Source organism: Adlercreutzia shanghongiae (genome assembly GCF_035830635.1).
In the GTDB taxonomy this organism is placed as follows: domain Bacteria; phylum Actinomycetota; class Coriobacteriia; order Coriobacteriales; family Eggerthellaceae; genus Adlercreutzia; species Adlercreutzia shanghongiae.
The window spans coordinates 13,189-34,694 of record NZ_JAYMFI010000009.1 but is presented as its reverse complement, the minus strand read 5'-3'; the positions used below and the strand labels follow the sequence as shown (position 1 = coordinate 34,694).

At 62.0% G+C, this 21,506-nt stretch carries 16 protein-coding genes; 1 reads left to right on the top strand and 15 read right to left on the bottom strand.

Annotated elements, in window-relative coordinates; genetic code table 11:
• From VJ923_RS04935 to VJ923_RS04880, 12 genes are all read right to left on the bottom strand, one after another.
• A complete protein-coding gene (locus tag VJ923_RS04935; RefSeq protein WP_326439155.1) occupies window positions 1-1,359 on the bottom strand; it encodes an ABC transporter substrate-binding protein in 1,359 nt (452 codons plus the stop codon).
• Window positions 1,356-3,578: an ATP-binding protein gene (locus VJ923_RS04930; RefSeq protein ID WP_326439153.1), complete on the bottom strand. Its 2,223-nt coding sequence runs from the start codon at window positions 3,576-3,578 to the stop codon at window positions 1,356-1,358. The genes VJ923_RS04935 and VJ923_RS04930 overlap by 4 nt, the downstream gene beginning before the upstream one ends.
• A gap of 92 nt (window positions 3,579-3,670) precedes the next feature.
• A complete protein-coding gene (locus tag VJ923_RS04925) occupies window positions 3,671-4,480 on the bottom strand; it encodes a pseudouridine synthase (protein ID WP_326439645.1) in 810 nt (269 codons plus the stop codon).
• 255 nt (window positions 4,481-4,735) lie between these two features.
• Window positions 4,736-5,596, bottom strand: coding sequence for an SMC-Scp complex subunit ScpB (gene scpB / locus VJ923_RS04920; protein WP_326439151.1), 861 nt, complete (start codon window positions 5,594-5,596; stop codon window positions 4,736-4,738).
• Between the two features lie 4 nt (window positions 5,597-5,600).
• Window positions 5,601-6,392 carry a segregation and condensation protein A gene (locus tag VJ923_RS04915; protein WP_326439149.1) on the bottom strand — a complete coding sequence of 264 codons (792 nt, stop codon included), beginning with the start codon at window positions 6,390-6,392 and terminating at the stop codon, window positions 5,601-5,603.
• 9 nt (window positions 6,393-6,401) lie between these two features.
• The gene (locus VJ923_RS04910) at window positions 6,402-7,082 is read right to left on the bottom strand and encodes a site-2 protease family protein (protein ID WP_326439147.1); all 681 of its coding nucleotides are present in this window, start codon (window positions 7,080-7,082) and stop codon (window positions 6,402-6,404) included.
• 148 nt (window positions 7,083-7,230) lie between these two features.
• Window positions 7,231-9,129 (bottom strand): flavocytochrome c, encoded by a 1,899-nt coding sequence (locus VJ923_RS04905; RefSeq protein ID WP_326439145.1) that lies wholly within the window; start codon window positions 9,127-9,129, stop codon window positions 7,231-7,233.
• 187 nt (window positions 9,130-9,316) lie between these two features.
• The gene (locus tag VJ923_RS04900) at window positions 9,317-10,747 is read right to left on the bottom strand and encodes a LuxR C-terminal-related transcriptional regulator (RefSeq protein WP_326439142.1); all 1,431 of its coding nucleotides are present in this window, start codon (window positions 10,745-10,747) and stop codon (window positions 9,317-9,319) included.
• A 64-nt stretch (window positions 10,748-10,811) separates the two neighbouring features.
• Window positions 10,812-12,668 (bottom strand): cation:proton antiporter, encoded by a 1,857-nt coding sequence (locus VJ923_RS04895; protein WP_326439140.1) that lies wholly within the window; start codon window positions 12,666-12,668, stop codon window positions 10,812-10,814.
• A gap of 340 nt (window positions 12,669-13,008) precedes the next feature.
• On the bottom strand, window positions 13,009-13,470 hold the full coding sequence (locus VJ923_RS04890; protein WP_326439138.1) for a tRNA (cytidine(34)-2'-O)-methyltransferase: 462 nt from the start codon (window positions 13,468-13,470) through the stop codon (window positions 13,009-13,011).
• 156 nt (window positions 13,471-13,626) lie between these two features.
• Window positions 13,627-15,852: an ABC-F family ATP-binding cassette domain-containing protein gene (locus VJ923_RS04885; protein WP_326439136.1), complete on the bottom strand. Its 2,226-nt coding sequence runs from the start codon at window positions 15,850-15,852 to the stop codon at window positions 13,627-13,629.
• Window positions 15,853-15,985: 133 nt separating this feature from the next.
• Window positions 15,986-17,506, bottom strand: coding sequence for an FAD-dependent oxidoreductase (locus tag VJ923_RS04880; protein WP_326439134.1), 1,521 nt, complete (start codon window positions 17,504-17,506; stop codon window positions 15,986-15,988).
• Between the two features lie 89 nt (window positions 17,507-17,595).
• Between VJ923_RS04880 and VJ923_RS04875 the strand changes: the two genes are divergently transcribed.
• Window positions 17,596-18,351 (top strand): MerR family transcriptional regulator, encoded by a 756-nt coding sequence (locus tag VJ923_RS04875; RefSeq protein WP_326439132.1) that lies wholly within the window; start codon window positions 17,596-17,598, stop codon window positions 18,349-18,351.
• A 96-nt stretch (window positions 18,352-18,447) separates the two neighbouring features.
• On the opposite strand, the gene VJ923_RS04870 is transcribed toward VJ923_RS04875, so the two are convergent.
• The 3 genes from VJ923_RS04870 to VJ923_RS04860 all read right to left on the bottom strand — a co-directional run bounded on the left by VJ923_RS04870 (window position 18,448) and on the right by VJ923_RS04860 (window position 21,463).
• Window positions 18,448-20,169 (bottom strand): FAD-binding protein, encoded by a 1,722-nt coding sequence (locus VJ923_RS04870; RefSeq protein ID WP_326439130.1) that lies wholly within the window; start codon window positions 20,167-20,169, stop codon window positions 18,448-18,450.
• Window positions 20,170-20,318: 149 nt separating this feature from the next.
• Window positions 20,319-20,762 carry a MarR family winged helix-turn-helix transcriptional regulator gene (locus VJ923_RS04865; RefSeq protein WP_326439128.1) on the bottom strand — a complete coding sequence of 148 codons (444 nt, stop codon included), beginning with the start codon at window positions 20,760-20,762 and terminating at the stop codon, window positions 20,319-20,321.
• Window positions 20,763-20,830: 68 nt separating this feature from the next.
• Entirely contained in the window at window positions 20,831-21,463 is a 633-nt protein-coding gene (locus VJ923_RS04860) for an antitoxin VbhA family protein (RefSeq protein ID WP_326439126.1), read from the bottom strand.
• Between the last annotated feature and the right edge of the window lie 43 nt (window positions 21,464-21,506).

The following is a 21,506-nucleotide window of genomic DNA, read 5'->3' as shown; positions in this document are numbered from 1 at the left end:
TCACTCGTGCAGGCGGCTTTCGGCGATGCCCTCGTCGATGGCTGCGTTGCAGCGCTCATCGAGGAAGGCGGCGCACTCCTCGGGGGTCATGTTGCCCATGAGCAGGTCGTGGATGCCCGTGTAGAAGATGTCGCGGACGGCGCGGGTATCCGGGTTGTTGCCGGTGAAGTCCACGACGTTGTCGCCGTTTTCGCGGAACAGCTCGTAGGCGAGAATGGCGTCGCCATAGCGCTCTGCTACCTGCTTGCTCGCCGGCAGCGTGCCGGCCGCGTAATCGAGCCAGCGCTCGCTTCCGTACACGAACGAGATGAAGTCCCTCGCCACTTCCAGCTTGTCCGCATCCCCGTTGTCGAAGACCTCGAAGCCCGAGGCAAAGGTGGTGCAGCAGCCATCGGCGTCGGGCCCCGGAAAGTTCACGAGCCCGATCGTGTCGCCATAGCGGCCCAGAGAGGCGTTGTTCACCATGTAGATGGCCAGCTGCCCCTCGCGGAACAAGCTGGAGCAGTCCTCGATTTCCAGATTCTCCGCATGGGGCGGGAACCACCCGCGGCCCACGCCGTCCTGAATCCAGCGCAGGGCCGCCACGCCCTCGGGCGCAGAGAGGCTGAAGTGCCCGTCGCTATCGAAGAAGCTCGAGCCCGCCGAGCGCAAAAGCGTCATGATATGGGTGTCGCCCTGAGAGCTGCCCGCGTACATCATCATGGGAAACGACCCCTCGGGCAGCGATTCGGCCAGCGCATCCAGAATACGGGTCCATTCCTCCAGCGACCACGCGGTGATCTTTCCCTCGGCAATGAACGCGTCGAGCCCCGCATTGCGGAACATCTCCAGGTTGTAGGCCAGCACATTCTGCCGCGCCAGATAGGGCATCATATACGTGCGGCCGTCGATGGCGCTCATCTCCCACAGCTGGTCGAAGATGTCGTCGCGAATGGCCGGCGTCACAATGTCGTCGAGCGGCACCACCCGCCCGGTGTGAATGTACGTGGAGATGTTGAAGTAGTCGCCGTAGAGCACATCCGGCGCCTTGTCGGTGTCGAAGGAGCCCACGATGGCATTGTCGTACTGGTTCTGCTCGAAGACGATGACCTCTACCTCCACGGGGCGCTCGTAGGTGGCCGCGAAGTCGTCGGCCATGGCCTGGACGACCGTCTCCACCTGGCTGATGGACTCGTCGAAGACCACGTCGTGGCCCGTGCGCGGCACTTTGATGACCAGATGAGTGAGCCCGCCGGTGGCGGACAGGCCGCTGCAGCCCGATAGCGGCAGAGCCGCCGCAGCAGCAGCAAGGGCGGCCGCCCCTGCGCAGAAGCTGCGCCGGGTCAGCGTCCGAGGCGACAAAGTGTTCGCGAGGCTCATGAGGCACTGCCTTTCCGGACGGCCTCGAGCTTTTGCAGCATGACCGTCACGTTCAAAGGTTTCGTAAGGAAATCGTCCATGCCGGCGTCCAGGGCGCGATTGCGGTCCTCGGTAAAGGTGGACGCGGTGCAGGCGAAGATGCGCACCGTCTTGGCATCGGCGCGCCTCAAGTGCCGAATCTCGCGAGCCGCCTCGTAGCCGTCCATAACCGGCATCTGGGCATCCATGAGGATGGCGTCGAAATGGCCCTCGGCCGATTCCCGAAACAGGCGCACGGCCTCCTCGCCGTTGACGGCCACGGTGATGGAGAAGCCCTCCTCGGTGAGTATGGACGAGATGATGTCGGCGTTAAGCTCGTTGTCCTCGGCCACGAGGATCTCGGTGGGGGCGGCCGCAGAAGCGGCTTCGGCCAGCGCCTCGGCCTCTTCGGCCCACTCCGCCTCAATCTCGGCGACCACGTCCGAGAGCATCTCGGCCGTACGGGTCTGCCCGGCATCCTCCGCGGCCGCCGAGGGAACGTCGCCCCAATGCGCCGGATCGATAGGCAGCGTCACCACAATGGTGAAGCAGGAGCCCTTCCCCAGCTCGCTTTCCACAGAAATAAGGCCGTCCATCTGCTCCATGAGCAAATGGCTGATGGACATGCCGAGTCCCGTGCCCTTCTGGGAATCGCTGTTGCGGTTGCGCTCCTGGGTGAAGGCGTCGAAGATGTGATCGGCGAACTCCTTGGTCATGCCGCAGCCGCTGTCGGCGACAGACACCGTCGTGGTGGCCTCGCGTCCGGTAGTGGCGACCACCTGGCTCACCGCCATGACAATGGCGCCGTCTTCGGGCGTGAACTTCACGGCATTCGACAGGATGTTCATGAGCACCTGGGACAGGCGCACCTCGTCGCCCACCAGATGCGGGCGCGCAATATCTCGGGACAGCTCGAAGCGAATGCGGCGGGCCGCCATGGGCTCGCGCTGCATCTCGCAGACGTTGTCGACGAGCGCATTCAGGTCGAAAGGCTCGGCGAGCAGGTCCACCTTGCCGGCCTGCAGCTTCGACACGTCCAAGATATCGTTCACCAGCGACAGCAGGTATTGGGCCGCCTTGCCGAGCTTGCCCACGTAATCGCGCATGGAGGCGGTGTCTTCGATATGACGTTCCATGAGATGGTTCAGTCCGATGATGCCGTTGAGCGGCGTGCGGATCTCATGGCTCATGTTCGAGAGGAACTCGGTACGGGCAGCGGCCTCGGCTCGAGCCTGCACGGATTGTTTCATGAACCGGTAGATGACCGCGAGCATGATGGTGATGACCACCACCATGGCGCCGAGCATGCCCGCCGTCATGGCGATGAATGGAGCGAAGCGCTCGGAGAACACCTCGGTGGGCACAGCCATGATGAACGACCACTCGGTGCCGGCCACAGGCGCAAACGACATGACGAGGTGCTCGTTTTCGTTCGTGACGCAGTTGACGACGAAGCTCTTGCCCTCGGCGATGTTGCGGCGGATGTCGTCGATGGTGACCCCATCTTCAATATGACCAGCTTCCAGCATGTCGTAGAAGTTGTTGCGCCCGGCCAGGTCGGTGGCGGGGCTTGCGCTGACGATGTAGTAGCCGCGGGAGTTCACCACCGAGGAGACGCCCTGGCCATCGAAGCTCTCGATGACGAGCTGGTTGGAGATGGCGGACAGGTCGCTGCGGCCGAGCAGGCCGATGAAGGTGTGGCCGCCGATTTCCACATCAGGCAGGCGAATGCCGAAGATAAGGGACTCTTTCGTGGTTTCCAAGCGGCCGTTGGCATCGTCGTAGAGCATCGCGAACTGGTCGCGCCCGTCGGCCATGATTTCGTCATAGGCATGGTCGTCGGGCGCAAGGCGCACATAGGAGCTGCTATAGAGCGTGCCGTCAGTCTCCATGAGGTACACGGCGTTGAACAGGGCCGACGAGGCCGCTTCCAAGTTCAGCTGCTCTTGAGCCTCGTGGATGTCGCGGACATCGTAGACCTCCAGGCGATCGGCCACCGAGCCCAGACGCGCATAGGAGTTGTCCAGGGCGCCCTCAATGGATTCCACGTCGTGGCGGGAGATCTCATCTACCGAGGTCATGAGGTTGCCGGCCACCGCCGAGGAGAGCTGGACCAGATAGACGATGACCGCAACGATGATGACGGCCACGGCCGCCGATACGATGGCGATGTACTTGCTGCGCTCCACGACCGTCCCCATATCCGGTTGCCTCTAGTATGCCAATGCCAGTGTAACACTGAAACGAAGCGGTCATGAGAACGTTATCTGCTGGTGAACTACGACATCGCTGGTCATGATGCGCTTTTCAAGGCGCCGACCTCCTGCTCGGTCAAGATGCGGAACGCGCCGCGGTCCAGCTCGCCCAGGTCGAGCGGGCCGAGAGATTGGCGGTGCAGAGCGATGATTGGATGCCCCACTGCTTCCAGCATGCGACGCACCTGGCGCTTGCGGCCCTCGCGAAGGCCCACCTCCACATAGGTGCCCGCCCCCTCCAGCGCAGTGCGACTGCGCTTGCCGCCGTGGCGCTGGCGCGTGCCGCTGGCCTGGGCATCATCGCCGATGAGAGCGGCAGCGCGGCGGGCATCCGCCCCGCGCAGGATGCTCACATCGGCAGGCAATGTGGGGCCGTCTTCCAGCTCAATGCCCGCACGCAGGCGCGCGGCATCGGCCTCCTCCAACGCCCCTTCGACGAGCGCGAGGTAGGTTTTGGTCACATGATGGCGGGGGTGCAAAAGCAGCTGGCCCAGCTCCCCGTCAGTGGTGAACAGCAGCAGCCCCGTGGTGTCGGCATCGAGGCGCCCCACGGGGAAAAGCCCGGGGCAAGCCGCCCCGTCCACGAGCTCGGCCACCGTCGGTCGCCCCTGGGGGTCGCTCATGGTGGTCACGTACCCGGCGGGCTTGTGCAGCATGAGGGTGACGGTTTCCGCAGGCAGCACGACCAGCTCGCCATCGACGGCCACCGCATCGACTCCCGGCGTCACCTTCGCGCCCATCTCGGACATCACCGCCCCGTTCACCGTCACGCGGCCTTCGGCGATGAGCGCCTCGGCATGGCGCCGCGAGGCTACACCGGCGCGAGCCAGGAATTTCTGCAGCCGCATCTCGTCCACTGCAAATCGCCCTTCCTTTCACCGTTTCGGAAAACTTTTGCCCCCTATTTTGCAAAAATAGGGGATTTGTTTGCACTTGAACCGACGGTGCCGACCGCCCCCGTCTCTCAAAACGGATTAAAAAAACGTTTCTCGTATATTTTGGCGCCTTCGAAAGTAATCCGAGCCATCCGCACTGCAAACAAACCCTTCTTTTCTGCAAAATTGAGCGAAAAGTTTGCCCCGGCCTTCGCAAGCTGCCTTCCGCTACTCATCATCGGTTTCGAAGACAAGGGAGTCGAAGTCGATCTTGTCGACAACGCCAAGGGTTGAGGCGATGGCCCGGGCGAACATGGCGTCGGTGTCGGCGGTGCGCCCAGAAGCGTCCCCCAGCTCTTCGGTCGCCGCGTCAAGCGAGGCGGCGGCGGCATCGGCACCCTCGGCCATCTCCTCGTCGAAGAGCATAGCCTCGCCATCGCCCTCGGCATAATCCTCGCCCATGAGAGAGCGGGCCATGGTGCGGGCCTGCTCGTCGGACACGGCGGCATCCTCGCGAGTAGCGCTCAGCCGCTCGGTAATGAGGCGGCGCGTCTCTTCATCGGGAGCGAAGTCGGCCAAATCGGGCAAATCGGCGGGGCTGCGAAGGCCGAACTTCTCCAAAAAGCCTCGAGTGGTACCGTAGAGCACCGGGTTGCCCGGCGCGTCGGCCGTACCCACCTCGCGCACAAGGCCCTTCTCCACCAGCGAGTTGAGGGGGCTATCGGAGTTCACTCCGCGCACCGAGGCCACTCCGGCACGGGTCACCGGCTGGGTGTAGGCCACAATGGCCAGCGTCTCCATGGCCGCTGCCGACAAGCGGCGCGTGTCCCAAGACAGCACGTACTTCTCGATGAGCTCGTGGTAGGCCGGGTGTGTGAACAGGCGCCACCCACCGGCCACCTCGCGCAGCTGGATGCCGGCGCCGCGGGTCTCCAAATCCTCGCGCAGCCTCACGAGGGCCGCCTCTACCGCGCCCACCTCGCATTCCAGCATCTCCGCAAGGGTGATGGTGCCCACAGGCTCGTCGGTTACGAAAAGCATAGCCTCGACGGCGCCCTCCAACTGGTTTTCCTGCAATCCTTGAAACATAGCTCTACTCCTCCCCCACCGATGTGAGGGCGTCCTCGCCTTCCAAATTCAGTTCGCCGGAGCCCTCGATGTAGTCGATGGCGATGTCGCCAAAGGGCTCGTCCTGCACGAGGCGCACCATCACGCGCTTGTACAGCTCCAAAATGGCCAGAAACGTCACCACGGCCACATCCTTGGGCGTGCTCGGTCCCACCAGCTCCGAGAAACGCAGATGCTTTCGATTGCGAATGCGCCGGTGGATGGCGCGCACGTGCACCTCCACGGGTATGGGCTTGGCGGCGATGTGCTCGCTCTCCAAAAGGAACACCTCGCGCCGCGCGAGGGCCGCGGCCGCCTGATAGGCCAGCGCGTCCAGCGACACGCCTTCCAGGAAGTCGGGCATAAGGCCCAGAAAGCTCGCATCGGGACCGAAGGGGCGCGTGTGCATCCGCCCCTCGGCCATGAAGCGGTTGTGCAGCACGGCGGCGGCGTTCTTGAACTTCTTGTACTCCATGAGGCGCTCGACCAGAATATCGCGGGCCTCCGACGGCGCCAGCTCCGCCAAGTCGTCGTCAAGCTCATCGCGCTCGCGCGGAATGAGGCTTTGGGCCTTGATCTCGAGCAGCGTGGAAGCCACGAGCAGAAAGTCGCTGGCCACGTCCAGATCGAGGTTGTCCATACGGGACACCTCGTCCAGGTACTGGTCGGCGATCTCGGTAATGGAAATGGCGCCGATATCCACCTTCTGGCGGCTCACCAGGTAGAGCAGCAGGTCGAAGGGGCCCTCGAAGCTATCGATGCGAACCTTGTAGGACACGGGGGCCGCCTAGGAGAAAAACGGCGGGAACATGAGGTCGAACAGATTGCCGGCCGTCACGCCCAGATACCACGAGAACGGGTTGAAGTTGAACACGTAGGGCAGCACCACTACTGCAATCATGAAGACCGGGAAGGCATACTGCTGAATCTGGTAGTACTTCGGCAGGTACTTCGGCGGCAGCAGGATGGCGAAGATGGACGAGCCGTCGAGCGGCGGGATGGGCAGCAAGTTGAAGAACATGAGGTACAAGTTGATGAGCGCGAACGTGGGCAGAAACATCACGTAGAAGTAGGCGAACAGCTCGTTGTTGGCAAAGGCCGGGTTGGTCACGAGCCCCGAGCAGCCCCAGGCCACCGCCGCGGCCAGCGCCGCCATGGCGAGGTTGGCCGACGGTCCGGCCAAACCCACGATGACGTCGTCGCGGCGCGGGTCCTTGAAGTAGCGCGGGTTGTAAGGCACGGGCTTGGCATAGCCGAATACCGGCCAGCCCATGAGCATGAGCAAGGCGGGCAGGATAACCGTACCGAAGGGGTCGATGTGCTTGAGCGGATTCAGCGACAGCCGCCCGCTGCGCTTGGCCGTGGGGTCGCCCAGCTTGTAGGCCGCAAAGCCGTGGGCCACCTCGTGCAGCACGAGGGCCGGCACGAAGCTTAGAACCGAGCAGATGATGTAAGGGATGCTAACCATAGTTTCCGTAGTGTAGCGCACCGTCCAGGCCGCAGAAGGCCAGCGCCCGCGAACCCACAGAAACCGCCGACGAACGCGCGGAGAAAGGCCCCGCGACGGAGGGAGGGGGAAGCGTCGCGGGGCCGAGGGGAGGGTATGGTTCAAGTGCCTAGGCGTTGGCGGCGGCGGAGGCTCCGGCAATGCGGCCGAACACGATAAGGTCGGTGTAGGAGTTGCCGCCCAGGCGATTGGCTCCCTGGACGCCACCGGTCACCTCGCCGGCGGCGAACAGGCCGGGAATGGGCTCGCCCGCTGCGGAGAGAACCTGCGCCTCGGGGCTGATGCACACGCCGCCCATGGTGTAATGGATGGTCGGGATGCGCTTGGAGGCGTAGAAGGTGGGATCGGACACCGCATCGCCCAAAAGCTCCTTGCCCGGCGTAATCTGGGTGTCGGCACCGGCGGCCACGCAGGCGTTGTAGCCCTCGATGGTCTTCGCCAGCTGCGCCGGGTCAACGCCGATCTGAGTCGCGAGGTCCTCGATGGTGTCGGCCTGGAAGCTGTGGCCCTTGGCCACAAGGTCGGCAATCTCCTCCAAGCGATCGTCCTTGATGTTGGTGGAGTCGACGAGAAGCCACATCTCGTCGTTGGGCTGCTCCAGAATGGCGTCGGCGATGGTGTCGCGGCGCTCGTCCTCGCGAACGAAGCGGAGAGCATCGTCGTTGACCATGACGTAGTCTTCGACGCCGAGCCAATTGCCCACAAAGGTGGCCACGCCGCCATTCTGCGGGTCTCCCAGCGGGTGGATCTGAACAAGCTCCATGTTGCGAAGGCCGGCGCCCACTCCCTCGGCCAGCGCCAGGCCGTCGCCGGTAGAGGAGCAGACATTGGAGGAGGGCATGGTCTCGGTCACGCGCTTGTCGTACTCCATGGCAAGCTCAGCGTTGCGAGAATAACCGCCCGTGGCGAGCACCACGGATTTCGCCCGCACCTCCACAGGCTCGCCGGAGGACGGACGGGTGCCGCGCACGCCGACCACCGCGCCGCCTTCCTCGATGAGCTCCTCGGCCTTCGCATCGGTGTAGAGGGTGAAGTTGCCCGTCGCCTCGGCGCTTTCCATCAGGCAGGAGACGTAGTAGCTGCCGCCCTGCTCGCCCTTCACTTCCACTTCCACCGCATGTCCGCGCTGCCACAGGCCGCCGATGGCCGTGAAGACCTCCTTCTCGTACACAAGCCCGTGGTCTTCCATCCAGTGCACGGCGTCCAGGGCGTTGTCAGCGAGGATGCGCACGAGCTCGGGGTCGCCGGCAGAGTCGCCGCCCTCGAAGGTCTGGGTGTAGTAGAAGTCCGGGGAATCCTCGATGCCCATGGGCTCCTGGCGCTCCGGGTCGGGGGCGTTCAACGTGCCCTCGCCGGCATTCGTGTTGCCGCCGTAGATGTCCATCTTCTCGAGCATGATGACCGACTTGCCCGCTTCGGCGGCCGTCACGGCAGCGGCCAGGGCCGCGCCACCGGAGCCGATGACCACAACATCGGCCGTATCGTCGATGGGCTCGGCGGCGTTAACGGACTCGTCGCCCTTCATGATGGCGCGCATGTCGGCACCGGCCGCCTCGGCGCACTCGGCCACGGCCGTGGCGAAGGCCATCGAAGTGAGCGTGGCGCCCGTGACCGTGTCGACAGACAGGCTCTGGGTTTCCAGATAATTGTCGGTGAGCAGGCGCACGGCGGCGTCGCCGATGTTGCGGCTCTCCATATGGTCGGCCTCGATGGAGGCGATGCGATCGGCTTCGAAAGTGACCGACACCTTGATCTCGCCGTTGCGACCCTGGGCCACCGCCTCGTAAGTGCCGGGGGTGAAGGAGGCCGCGCCCTCCCCCGTCGTCGCCGCGGGAGTCTTCGGCGAGCAGCCGGAAAGACCGAGGGCGGCCAGAGCCATAGTGGCAAGGCTGCCGCTGATGAATTGGCGGCGGTTCAGCTGAAGCTTCTGCGCGATATTCCGATTGATGTGGGCCAGGGCGCGCTGGCGACGGTTGGCGGCTTCGATCTCGTTGGGATTGGCGATCATGGCGGGTCCTCCTTCGACCTCTTCGTTTTCCTCCACCGCAAGGCTGCTTGCGATGAGGCCATCATGGGCTGCGAAGGCGGGTCCGCCTAGTACACGAACGGTGTGTTTCTGCGCATACTCCCTATGACACGAACGGGGTGATTAGACCGTATCGCCTGGTGAGGATGGAGTTTAAGGCGTTATCTCTTTAGTTGTGCAGACCGAGCAAATCGAGTATCTCTTGCTTGGAGTGCACATCGAGCTTCTGATAGATGTGCTTGGAATGGGAGCGCACCGTGTTCTCGGAGATGAACAGCGTCTCGGCAATGTAGGACTTCGAGCGCCCCTTCACGAGCATTTGAAGCACCTCGATCTCGCGCGCCGTGAGGCCGTGCTCCCTGCCCAGGCGGTCGCAGCCGTCATCGAGGCTCTCGAAAGCCGTCGGTGCGGGCAACGGCACATCGAGATCGGCGAAGATGCGGCGCTGGGAAAACGCCGTGTCGTTCAGAGCAAGCACCACCGTCACCGTAACGAGGTAGGCCAGGGCCGCCACGGCCACCGTCGGGGAGTCCATATGCCCGACGAGAAGGCCCGCAACCTCGCCGAGGGCCAAGGGCAGGGAGTAGGCGATCCAGCCAGAGGCGAAGATGACGGCGGGCGAGGCCGTAGAATGGTGGGCCACGTCGGCGAGCATGGCCCACAGCAGCATGACCACCAGCGTCTGGGCGATATTCGCGCCGAGAAGCAGCCAAGGCGTTGCCGCCGGACCAGCCACGGGCAGGAAGAACAGCGTAGCCGCCGTGAACAGCAGCACCGCGCGCCACAGGCCGGAGAAATTAAGCATTCGGCCGCAAACGAGCACCCACCAGAGCATAGCGAGGGCAAGCAGTATCTCCACCCCATGGTGCACGGCAGTAAGCGCGGCGAAGGGTACGGGGTCGGCTTCGACGGGCACGCCCTTGACGACGCCGATGGCAAAGCTGTAGACGGCCACGCCAAACAGGATCTTCCAAGGCACAGCTGTGGGGTTCACCTCATGGAACATGCGCGGAGGGCGCTCGCAGGGCACGGGACGGGCGTCGGCGCGGCGTACGAGGGCCACGGAGAGAAGCGGCATCAGCGCCAGCAGCACGGCAGCAAAAGGGGCGGGCAGCATGTCCAGGGGCACCTTCAGCGCCGAGCCGACGGCCATGGCGATGAACACGCAGGCGATAACGTCTTTGGCCCCGAGAGTCGCGAAGAAGGGCGCCCACTGCAGGTACAGCCATGCGACGCCGATGCCCGCTGCGGCAGCGGAGGCGACGTAGAGAGAGGAGCCGGCGAGCAGTTCGAAGGTCCCGGGAGGCATCACCAGAACGGCGGTGGCGATTCCCTGAACGACGGCCAGCACCCAGTCGATCGGGCGCCTCCTCGCGGGCAGCGCCCCCCTGAGCGCCAGCGCCAGGGCAACGGCCATGGCAGCAGAGAGCGCCAGGTAAAGCGGGACGCCCAGAGCCACTTCCCCGAGCACGCCGTCGGCGCGGTGGGCGATGCAGTAGATCCAAATCTGGGGCACGCATACGCCGATATAGGAAACATCGAAATCGCGCAGGACCGCGGGCGGCCGACCTTCTCGGCGGCTCATTTCGTCTTTTCCCATAATCCCTCCTTGCCGATCGATCTAGCCATTATACCGACTGACCTGCGCCAGCGGCACGCAAGAGTTAGTCGAGGACGAGCTGCTGGATGTAGACGTCGTTGCGCAGGGCCTTGGCGTGAGCGGTGTCGATGACGCCGGCTTCGCGGGCGGCCTTGATGAGCTGCAGCTCGCGAGCGAGGGCCTGGGACTGGACATCCTCCACGGCATCGTAGACTGCGCGCAGGGCCTGGAAGTGGTCGACGGGCGCGCGCAAAGCGCTGTCGGGCTCGCCATCCCAGGTCGCGGCCTCGCGGGCGATGTCGTCGATGCGGGCATAGAGACCTTCCACGCGCTTCACCTCGGCTTTGGCCCGGGCCGCGGCCTCGGGCGATGCCGCGGGGGTCAGCTCCTCCAAGATGTCAGCGTAGCGGCGCATGACGATGACCGTGGCCGGCTCGTCGATAGCCTGCGCCCCGTCCGCTTCTCCCCCGCCTTTCCCAGTAGCGGCCGTCCCGTGAGGCGCCGCGGCCGCCGGCACATCTTTGCACGACGAACGCGACTCTTTCCCCGCCACCGGAGCCCCCTTCACGGCTCCCGTGAGAGGGGCGTCGGCCTCGATGGAGGCGATAACGCCCAGGGTGATACCGATCTCCGCGTCGATGCGGTCACGGCTGCGCGCCGCCGATCGCTTCGAGGGCACCAGCGCTGGCACCGCAAAGTCGGCCAAAAGCAACGTCAGCACGATCATGCCCGAGGCAATGGAGATGAGCGCGAGCCGATCGGAGCCCGACAGGGCAGCGCCCGCCGTCAATGTCAGCATGAGCGAGAGCGTGATGCCGCCCTTCGCGCCGGCAAAGGCCATGGCCAGCGTGCCGCGCAGGCTCTCGGGGCTCAGGCACGCCCGCGCACCGGCCCCCGATTGCGCCGCCGCGCGGGCGTCCATGGCGAGCAGCCACAAAAAGCGCACGGCCTCAAGCACGCAGGTGAGCGCGACGATGATGCCAAGGATGGACAGCGGGTCGCCCAGGCTGCCCTCCGTGGCCGGCTCGAGCAGACGCGGCAGCTGCATGCCGAGAATGACGAAGATGATGCCGTTCAGCACGAACTCGATGGTTTCCCAAACGCTTTTGGCCTGCAGCTTCGTGCGCGCCGTGGCCGCCGTGTGCCGCTGGGGCAGAAGCGACATGGCAAGACCCGCCGACACCACCGCGATGACCGCGCCGATATGCAGGGACTTCGCCGCCAGGTAGATGACAAAGGGCAAAAGCAGCTCAAGCATCACGTGCAGCGTGGGGCTATCCAGGCCAAGGCGGCGGATGAGCTCCAGCAGCGCCCAGGCCGCAACGCCCATGGCAAGGCCCCCGAGCATGCCGCCGAACAAATCGAGGGCGAACTCCTCGCCGGCATGGAGGAGGGAAAACGCGCCCGTGGCCAAAAGCGTGACGCAGCACTGGAAGATGACCGTGCCCGTCACGTCGTTGAACAGGGCCTCTCCCTTCAGCAGCGCCTCGTGACGGAGTCCGAAGCGACGGTCGTGGGTAAGGGCGGTCACGGCCACCGCGTCGGTGGACCCGAAGGCGCCGCCCAAGGCGATGGCCGCTGCCAGGGGCACCGCCGGCGCGAGCGCGTGCAGGGTTGCCCCGCAGGCGAGGGCGATGGCGAACACAAGGCCCACCGAGAGCGACGCGATACCCCAGCGGTTCTTCCACAGCGCGCCGGAATCCACATGGCGCGACTCGTTGAAGTGCAAAGGCGCGATGAACAAGATGAGCAAGAGCTCCGGGTCGATTCCCCACTCGAGCGGCGTCTGCACGGCCACGGCGATGACGGCGCCGAGGGCCACCTGCACCAGCGGCAGGGACACCCGCGGCAGGAACTTGTCCAGGATGCTGGAGGCAATGACGGCGATCAGCAGAAAGAGGATCAGTTCGAAGGTTTCCAAGACGCCCTCACTCCTCACGGGTTTCGAAAGGTTTCGAAGTACCTTAGCGGAAATCGGCCGCCGCCGGTTCGGCGATCGGAGATAACTGTACTTTTGCACGGTTTGCGACCGCGAAAACGGAGTTGAGGCCAGTTTTGCATGGTTTGCCCGGAGAAAACTGCACTTTTGTACAGTTTGATTCCGCGCGGTCGGAAAAGAGCACGGAGAACTGGTGCGGCTGGAGGCGCGCCGAAGAGAGGCTCGTGCGGCTGGAGGCGCGCCGAAGAGGGGCCGGGGCTAGACGAGCCCGGAAGCCCCTGCCGACAGAGAAGGGAAATGGGCTTGGGGTCGAAGCCGTCAGCTAGACGAGTCCGGGGAACCCCTGCTGGCGGAGGGCTTCGAAGGCAGCGATGGCGACGGCGTTGGAGAGGTTGAGGGAACGGGCACCCTCGCGCATGGGGATGCGCAGGCAGCGCTCGGCGTGAGCATCGATGATGGCCTGGTCGAGCCCGCGGCTCTCGCGGCCGAACAACAAATAGGCCTCCGCGCTGTAAGCAACGTCGGTGCAGCACCGCGCAGCCTGGCCTGTGAACAGGTGCAGCTCGTCATTTCCGTGGGCTTCGAGAAATGCCTCAATGCACGGCCAGCGAACGATTTCCACATCGTTCCAGTAATCGCAGCCGGCGCGCTTCAGGTTCTTCTCCGTCGGCCGAAACCCCATGGGCTCCACCAGATGCAGCCGCGCTGCCACGCACGCGCACGTGCGCGCGATGTTCCCCGTATTCTGGGGAATTTCAGGTTCCACAAGAACGATATTCAACATCGCATTCCTTCAATCGAGTAAACGTGCAGAGGAGATGCCGAGCGCCTTGACCGGGCGAGTTCCGCAGCGACGGGAAACGTCCAGCGGACATTTCCGCAAAACGAGAACCGTCTGAACGAATCAAGGTACCCGGCGTCTCTGACAGGCGAGGGGTCGCTACCCCTGCTCTTGCTGACGGGCCATTTCGGCCTCAAGCTCCTCGGTGAGCGTGAACCACTCCTCTTCGGCGGCGGCGAGGCGCTGCTTCAGTTTAGCGTGCTCGGCGATGGCATCGGAAGAGGCGTCCTCGTTCACGTAGAAGTCGGGGTCGGCCATAAGGGCCAGCAACTCTTCCATGCGGGCATTATCGCGCTCCATCTGCTCGTCGAGCTGGGCGATGCGCTTGCGGTGATTTTTGAGCGCAGCATAGGCGCGGTTGCGGGCCTCGGCCTCGCGGCGCTTCTGCTCCTTGGTCTTCGGCGCGCTGCCCTTGGGGGCCGTGAGTTGCACCTCGCAGCGGCCGGAAGAGGCCTTGGCGGCCGAGGAGGCCTGGCCGGTACCGGCGTCTGCAGATGAGCCGGAAGCGCCCGTTGCCCTCGCGGAGGCGGCCGCACCCGAGGCACCCAAGCGAGAGCCGCCCGCGGCGCCGTCCTCGCGGTCGCGGCGGCGGTTCACGGTGATCTTCGTCGGAGCCGCGCCGCCGGCCTTGCGCTTCTCCGGCGCCTTGCCGCTCCCCTTCCCGTGAATGCCGCTATCGGCCACCAGCTCCTCGGCCAGCGAGCGGTCGGCGTCCACGTCGCCGTCCAACTGGCCCGACTTGTACAGGTAGTAGTCGTAGTCGCCGTCGTAGTTAGTGATCTGCCCGTCCTTCACTTCCACAATACGATTGGCCACCCCGCGGATGAGGTGGCGGTCGTGGGTGATGAACAAAATGGTGCCGTCGAAGTGCCGCAGAGCCTGCTCCAGCACATCGGCGCTGGAGATGTCCAGGTGGTTGGTCGGCTCGTCCAGGCACAGCAGGGGCTTGGGCGCCACGAGCATCTTCGCCAACGCAAGGCGGCCCTTCTCGCCGCCGGAGAGCACCGCGACCTTCTTATCCACGGCATCGCCGGTGAACAGAAACGCGCCCAAAAGGCTGCGCACCTGGGAGATGGACCAGCCCGGCGCCGCATGATCGAGCTCTTCGAACACGGTGTTGCCGCCGTGCAGCTCTTCCAGCTGGTGCTGGGCGTAGTAGGTCAGGTCGACGTTCACACCGTAATCGATGGTGCCCGCATCGGGCGCGGACACGTCTGCGATCATCTTCAACAGCGTGGACTTGCCCGCGCCATTGGGGCCCACAAGCGCCACCTTGTCGCCGCGATACAGGGTGAAGTCGACGCCGTCGTAGACGGTGTGGTCGCCGTAGCGCTTCACGAGCCCGCGTGCGCGCACCACCTCGTCGCCGGTGCGCGGCGGCTGAACGAAGTTGAAGTGCACGGTCTTCTTCTCCTCGGGGATGACCGGCAGCGTCTCTTTGATCTTTTCGATGCGGCGCTCGCGCTCCTGGGCCTGCTTGGCCTTGGTGGCCTTGTAACGGAAGCGGTCGACGAAGGCCTGCAGGTGCGCGATCTCCTCGAGCGATTTGGCGCGCTCGGCCCTGATGCGCTCCAGGCGCTCCTCCCGGGCGACCAGGTATTTCGAGTAGTTGCCCTTGTACAGGTTCACTTCCCCATTGTCGATTTCGGCCACGCGATCCACCATGTTGTCCATGAACGCGCGATCGTGGGAGACGACGATGACGGTGCCGGCATAGCCGCGCAGAAAGCCCTCGAGCCACTTCACCGATTCCAAATCCAGATGGTTCGTCGGCTCGTCGAGCAGCAGCACCTCAGGGTTGCGGATGAGCAGCTTCGCCAGCGCGATGCGCATCTGCCAGCCGCCGGAGAACTCCGTGGTTGATCGGGCCATGTCCTTCTCGGTGAAGCCGAGGCCGAACAGCACGCTGCGCACCTTCGACTCCAGGGAATAGCCGCCGAGCATCTCGTAGGCGTCCCGCGCCCGGCCCACGGCCGCCAGCTGCGCCTCGGTGGGGTTCGCCCCCAGCTCGGCCTCCAACTTGTGCAGGCGCTGCTCGGCTTCCAGGACCTCGATCTGCGAGGAGATGACCTCTTCGAAGACGGGCAAGTCGCCCATCTCGATGGCCTCCTGCTCGAGATACCCCACGCGCGCGCCTTTGGCGAACAGCACGCGCCCCTCATCCGGGTCGTCCTCGCCCGAGATGATGTTCAGAAGCGTGGTTTTGCCCGCCCCATTCGGGCCCACCAATGCCAGTCGGTCGTACTCTTCCAGCCGAAACGTCACGTCATGAAACAGCGTGCGCCCGCCATAAGATTTGGAAAGATGTTCAGTTTGCAGGATCATGAAACGAATGCCTTCTTGTCTTCAATCTATGCCAACCGCATAGTTTAGCGCATAGCGCGCTTGCCCTCACAGGGGAACGCAAAAGTGCCGCCAGGAACCTGGCGGCACTTTCGAGGGAGGGCTCATGCAGATGTTAGAGAGCGGCAGCTCCGCGACCCGCAATCTGACCCGTATAGACCGACCACTGGTTCATTGTTCCGCTCATAATATATGCGGGACCCGGCAGGTACACGTCACACACCTCGCCAGCCGCGAATAGGTTAGCGATCGGCTGATCGTGCTCATCGAGGACATGGGCATCGGCATCGATGACAAGCCCGCCCTGAGTTGCGTAGGGGCCGCCATACCCGCCAGGCGTGTCAACGAACACCGTCTTGGCGCCACAATTCTCCGCATAGGTGATGCAGGCACCATCGTTGGACGGAGCACCGAAATAGGTGCTCTGCCCCCATTCGGCAGGATCAACCTCGCCCCAGTATTTTTCTGTCCATTCGGCGTTAGCGCCATAACCGCCGCTGGCCACAACGACAGCCTTACCTCGGATGGTGTAAGTCACATTCTGGTTGCTCTTCGCCGTCACACCGACAATCACATCTGCTTCTTTATCGATGGAGACAACCGCCGTTCCCGTAAGCAGGACACCGCCTTCAGACACAAACTCCTCTTCCAGCGGCTTCGTAAAGCGCCACCCGATTCCTTCGGGCATGGGAACGGCATCCTGAAAATGATCGCTGACTTCATTGTAATAGCTCTCGGGCGGTTGCCAGTCTGCAGGCCACAGATGAACCATGAAGGGATTCTGGCTTTCGGGGTCAGACGGATCGAATGGAGCGTAGCAGGGATCGATATGACGTCCGGACTCGTAGCAGTGTTCCAATACATAAGCATCGAGAATAGTCATCTGATCGATGAGCTCATCTACCATCGGCTTATTGAAGTAGCCGTTGTTCCCATTGTTTGCAAAAAACTGCTGGGCTCCCGCAACATCAAGCGCCCCCTCAGCTTGCTCCGCTTCATCTGCCGTCGTAAGGAACATGCACCCGTTGAGGCGCGTCGATCCCCCCGTGTCATCCTGCTTCTCGACAAGCACGACTCTTTTGCCCGCCTCCAGTGCCGTCAAGGCAGCCACAAGGCCCGCTCCACCGGCGCCAATGACGATGACGTCGGCGTCTACAGATTCCTCCGTTGGATCGGGTTTCGCAACAGGCTCCTCGAGAGAGGACATGTCGCCGTCAGCCTGTTTCGCGCACTCTTTAACCGCTGTCAGAATTCCCATACTGGTCAGCGTTGCGCCCGTTACCACGTCGACGCCCAGCGACTGAGCGTCGAGAATGCGCTGGGGAATCTGCTCGAGCGCGCTATCGGAAATGCCCACTGTCTCGTCATTTTCGAGAATCCTGATTGCCTCAATGGCGTCATCGGAAAATGTTGTCTCAACCACAATGACGCCATTCTTCCCGACACCCTCTGCGGTGTAGTTGCCCGCCGAAAACGCCTTAGCGCTTTCGGTTTTCGTAGCTTGGACATCTTTGGCAGCTGGAGAGCATCCGAGCAATGCGGCAGATCCGGCAACAGCAGCTCCCGCTGCAACAAATGCCCTGCGTGTCAAAAATGCTTCGTTCAGCATCTTTTCCCCTCTATCGAACCTGGTCATGAGAACTCCCTTTCCTTGACGACCATTCGGACGCGAGCTACCATAAACCCTGTAGTGATTACAGGGTCAATACATAGTTCGGAGTTTTTTTGAACAGCTCATTTACGCGTCAGCAAATCGCGGACCTTTTGGGGATAAACAAGGAAACCCTGCGATTCTACGAGCAGGAAGGCATTGTGTTCCCGCGACGCAGGGAAAACGGCTACCGAGAATACGATCTCGACGACATGCGCATGCTCATCGAGATTATCTCCTATCGCGAGGCCGGCTTCTCTCTTGCCGACGCGAAGACGCTGGCCGGATCGCTCACCTTTGACGAAGCCATGGAGTCTATCACGCGATTGATCAAAGAAAGAGAGCGCATTATCCTTCGAGAGAAAGAGATGCTTGATTTTTACAAGAGCATTCTTGCGCCCCTCGAAAAAGTCAACAGCTTCAAGGGCACAATCACTCTGCAAAACCTCGGACCTTGGTACCGTATTGGCAATTCAGGAACAATCGACCGGAGCACCCTCATCGAGGAATGCTACGTCATTGAAACCTGGGCCGAAGACGAGGGCGGCAACTGGAGCATCTCTTCTACAGATATGTACCGCAACAGTAGCGCACCTTCCAGCTCGACCGCACAAAACAAATCCGACGAGACCAGCGATTTTATACCCAAAACTCCTTGCGTGTACACCATCGTAGAATGCGAGAGCTGGACGATGGAGAGCGAGTCGCTGAGCAAGGCGGCAGCCGCAGCGAGAAATGCCGGCTACACCCTTAGCGGCATCGCCTACTGTCTTTCGATTTCTCGTCACCAAGACAAAGGGCACGCTGAAATCTATTTCCCCTTCGAGTAGCCCGAGCCCGCCCTATCGAGCAGCGCGCTCAAAACACGCGAGCGGCCGCCCAGAAAGAGCGGCCGCTCGCTTCCCGTCGCGCAGAGAACCTCCCCCTTATGCTTCAGCTTCGCCAGTCTCTTCGTACATCACTAGCCCATAGCCCATCGCTACATCTGCCGCTTTAAACGCCCCGTAGTAGCCCGGGCCCACCGCCCCGCCGGCTCCACCGTAGCAGCTGCCCAAAGGGCCCCCGCAGCTCGAACCCGACGCATACAGCCCCTCGATAACTTCACCGAATGCATCCAGCACCTGGAAGTTCTTGTTAACGCGCAGGCCTCCACAAGTATTCACCGCCCCAGGAGCCTCGACCACGACATAGTATGGTGCCGTGATGGGGCCGAGAGCCTTGTTCGGCAAGTTGCTGACAAGAGGCCAGGTGTCAGAAGTAAAGCCATAGCTCGTTTCATCGTATTCATCAAATGGTCCGGAGCCCCTCTGAAAGTCCTCGTCGACTCCCGAGCTGCAGAAGCCGTTGAACTTCTCGACTTCGGCCGCAAGATTGACGGCATTGATTCCCATCTCCTCCGCAAGCTCCTCAAGAGTCTCGAAGCGTCTGACATAGCTGGGCATCTCGCTTGCCGCGTCAGCCGTCGCAGCTACATCGTAGCTCGCCCCATTCGAGGGCCACCCAATCACCTCAACATAGGTTTCGCTGAAAATCATGAACGCAGGCACATGGGCCAGGCGATTCGCTCCGGAATCGTATCCGTCGTACACATTAGAAGACGCGGCATAAGAGCAGCTTTCATTGAAGAATCGTCTGCCGCTGCGGTCTACCGTGATGCAGAATGGTAGGCCACGATAAGTCCCATAGTCGAAGATGTTATCAACGGACAGATTGATCTCACCGCCTAGATCCGTTATCAAGGCACATCCACCCCAGGTTGCCGCCATATTCTCAAGATCGGCTCCAACAGCTTGGCCCATCTTGATGCCGTCTCCTGTGTTATCGGGCGCCGCTTGCGTCGCGCCCAAGGGAACGTTCAGATAGCGCCTCACCATGTCTTCGTCGTAATCGAATCCCCCGCAAGCGACAAGCACCCCTTTGCTTGCAGCGAAAGCTTTCTTGCCCGCTCTCACACCTAAGATTCGTCCGCCATCAGCGCGCACAAGCGCCGTAGCAGGAGTGCCTGTCATTATCTCGACATCCCGTCCATCAAGCAGGGGCTCGATATAGGCTGCGTACACATCACTTCCTGCCGCGTATACCTCCCCCGTCGCCTGGTTGAGAAAATCAATCGAATGCCCTAGCTTCTGCGCATATTCATGATGGTAATAGTCTGAAATATTCGTCAGCGCATGGCGGAATCCCCAATGGTCTTGGCACCACTCGTTAACTTTTCGGGCATTTAGAACATAGTCTAGCTTACGCTCCCTGCTAGACCCTTTACCCGCATCGCAGTCCACCAAGTACTGCAACGTCTTCTCGTCCCCTTGGTAGGGAAAACCCGCTTCACCCTGCACATTGTTGCCAGGAACCCACTGCGAATTGCCAGAGATAGTAAACGTCACGCCTCCTATCGTGTTGGCCTTTTCAAGAACCAGTACGCGACCTCCTTCTTCTGCGGCCGCCAGAGCTCCGATTAGACCCGTTCCGCTGCCAATCACAATGAAATCGAACTCGTCATCCCAGTCGACATCGCCTCCAGCGGTTAGGGCGAGTTCGCTGCTCTGCGACTTCGGGGCGCAACCAGTCAGTCCGGCGCCTGCCAGCCCCAAAGCACCGAAAGCCATGCCCTTCGCAAAATCGCGGCGCGATACCTTGAAATCCTCCATTGCTTCCTCCTATCAAATTTCGACAACGGAGAAAGAATGCAGCTTGTAGAGGCTACAGAGTCAAGAGCTCTTCTCAAATTCTGAAGTGAATTCGTATCGTTTCGGATTGACGGCTAGCTCTGCACATTGACCAGACGAACTGGCCTCAGTCATCGGCTCATGCCGAGCAGTCGGTCACCACGGCTCGCGCTTTTTTCAGAAACGATCCATCGTCCATTGCGCTTGCCGTTCACTCTTTCCAATAGCCCCTTTTCCTGCAGTTTCACTGTGCGCGTTTTCACGGTTCGCTCGGAAACTCCCAGTTTAGAGGCAACTTCTTTTTGTGTCGTAGAGGGTTTAACGGCAAGCAACTTCAACACTGCAAGCTCACCCAAAGTGCAATCAAAAGTGCAAATCTGATCTTTAGAATTGCACTTTGAAATATCATCCGATGGGCCATGTGCAACAGAGCCAGCCACCTTCCCATACTCGACATGCAGGAAACGGTTCTTTAGTTCGTGGTTTGTTCCCACAATCGCATTTTCGAAAAACTGTTCAAGGTATCGAGTCGTCTCGAAAACACCCGCATCGATATTTGTGTAGCTGGCCCTCACGAGCGCATTGCGGAGATACCAGGAATTCTCAGTGAAGGGCTCGTTGCCAACCCCAATTCCCAGGGAGTTTAGATACTTGATAGCGAAAACCGCCGTCGCTCGCGTATTGCCCTCGTAGAACGGATGATCTGCCAGATACCCGAGGCGAACGCTGCCACATGATGAGCGATCTCCGTCTTCGTCAGACCCTTATAGGAGAATCGCGCCTCCCGTTCGAAATCGTAGGCGACGGTTTCGGGAATCGTGTTCCAGGAGGCATAGCGCACCGTATCGCCCTTAAGCACCCACTCCTTTTTCGTCATGCTGCCTTTGCGGTAAGCGCCCGCATCCTTTACAAGACCCCTGAAAAGGCATCCATGGATGGATTTCCATTCCGCGGGCGAAAACGTAAACGAGCGCTCCCCTAAAATCATAGCGATACGGGAGGAGACGATGTCCGCCTCCTCGTTCTCAAGCTCCGCCTGCGTCCGCTCGCTCCGGCGGTCGTAGTAGGAAGTGATGCGTTCCTGCACCTGTTCGATAGTCAGGTCGCCCTCGATATGCTCGCGCGCAGTGTCCAGGAGATATCGAGAGGGGGCAAGCCCGTCCACCGCCTGCAAGCCAATGGCCACAGACCAATCCCGACTTTTCTTAGCTTGGTCGGGTTCACCTTCAAGAATGTACTCTTCCAGTTCGAAGGCCCAAGGTCTCATGTCGCTCATATTCCTTGGACCTCCTTCGCCGTTTCCGCATGCAGATACAAAA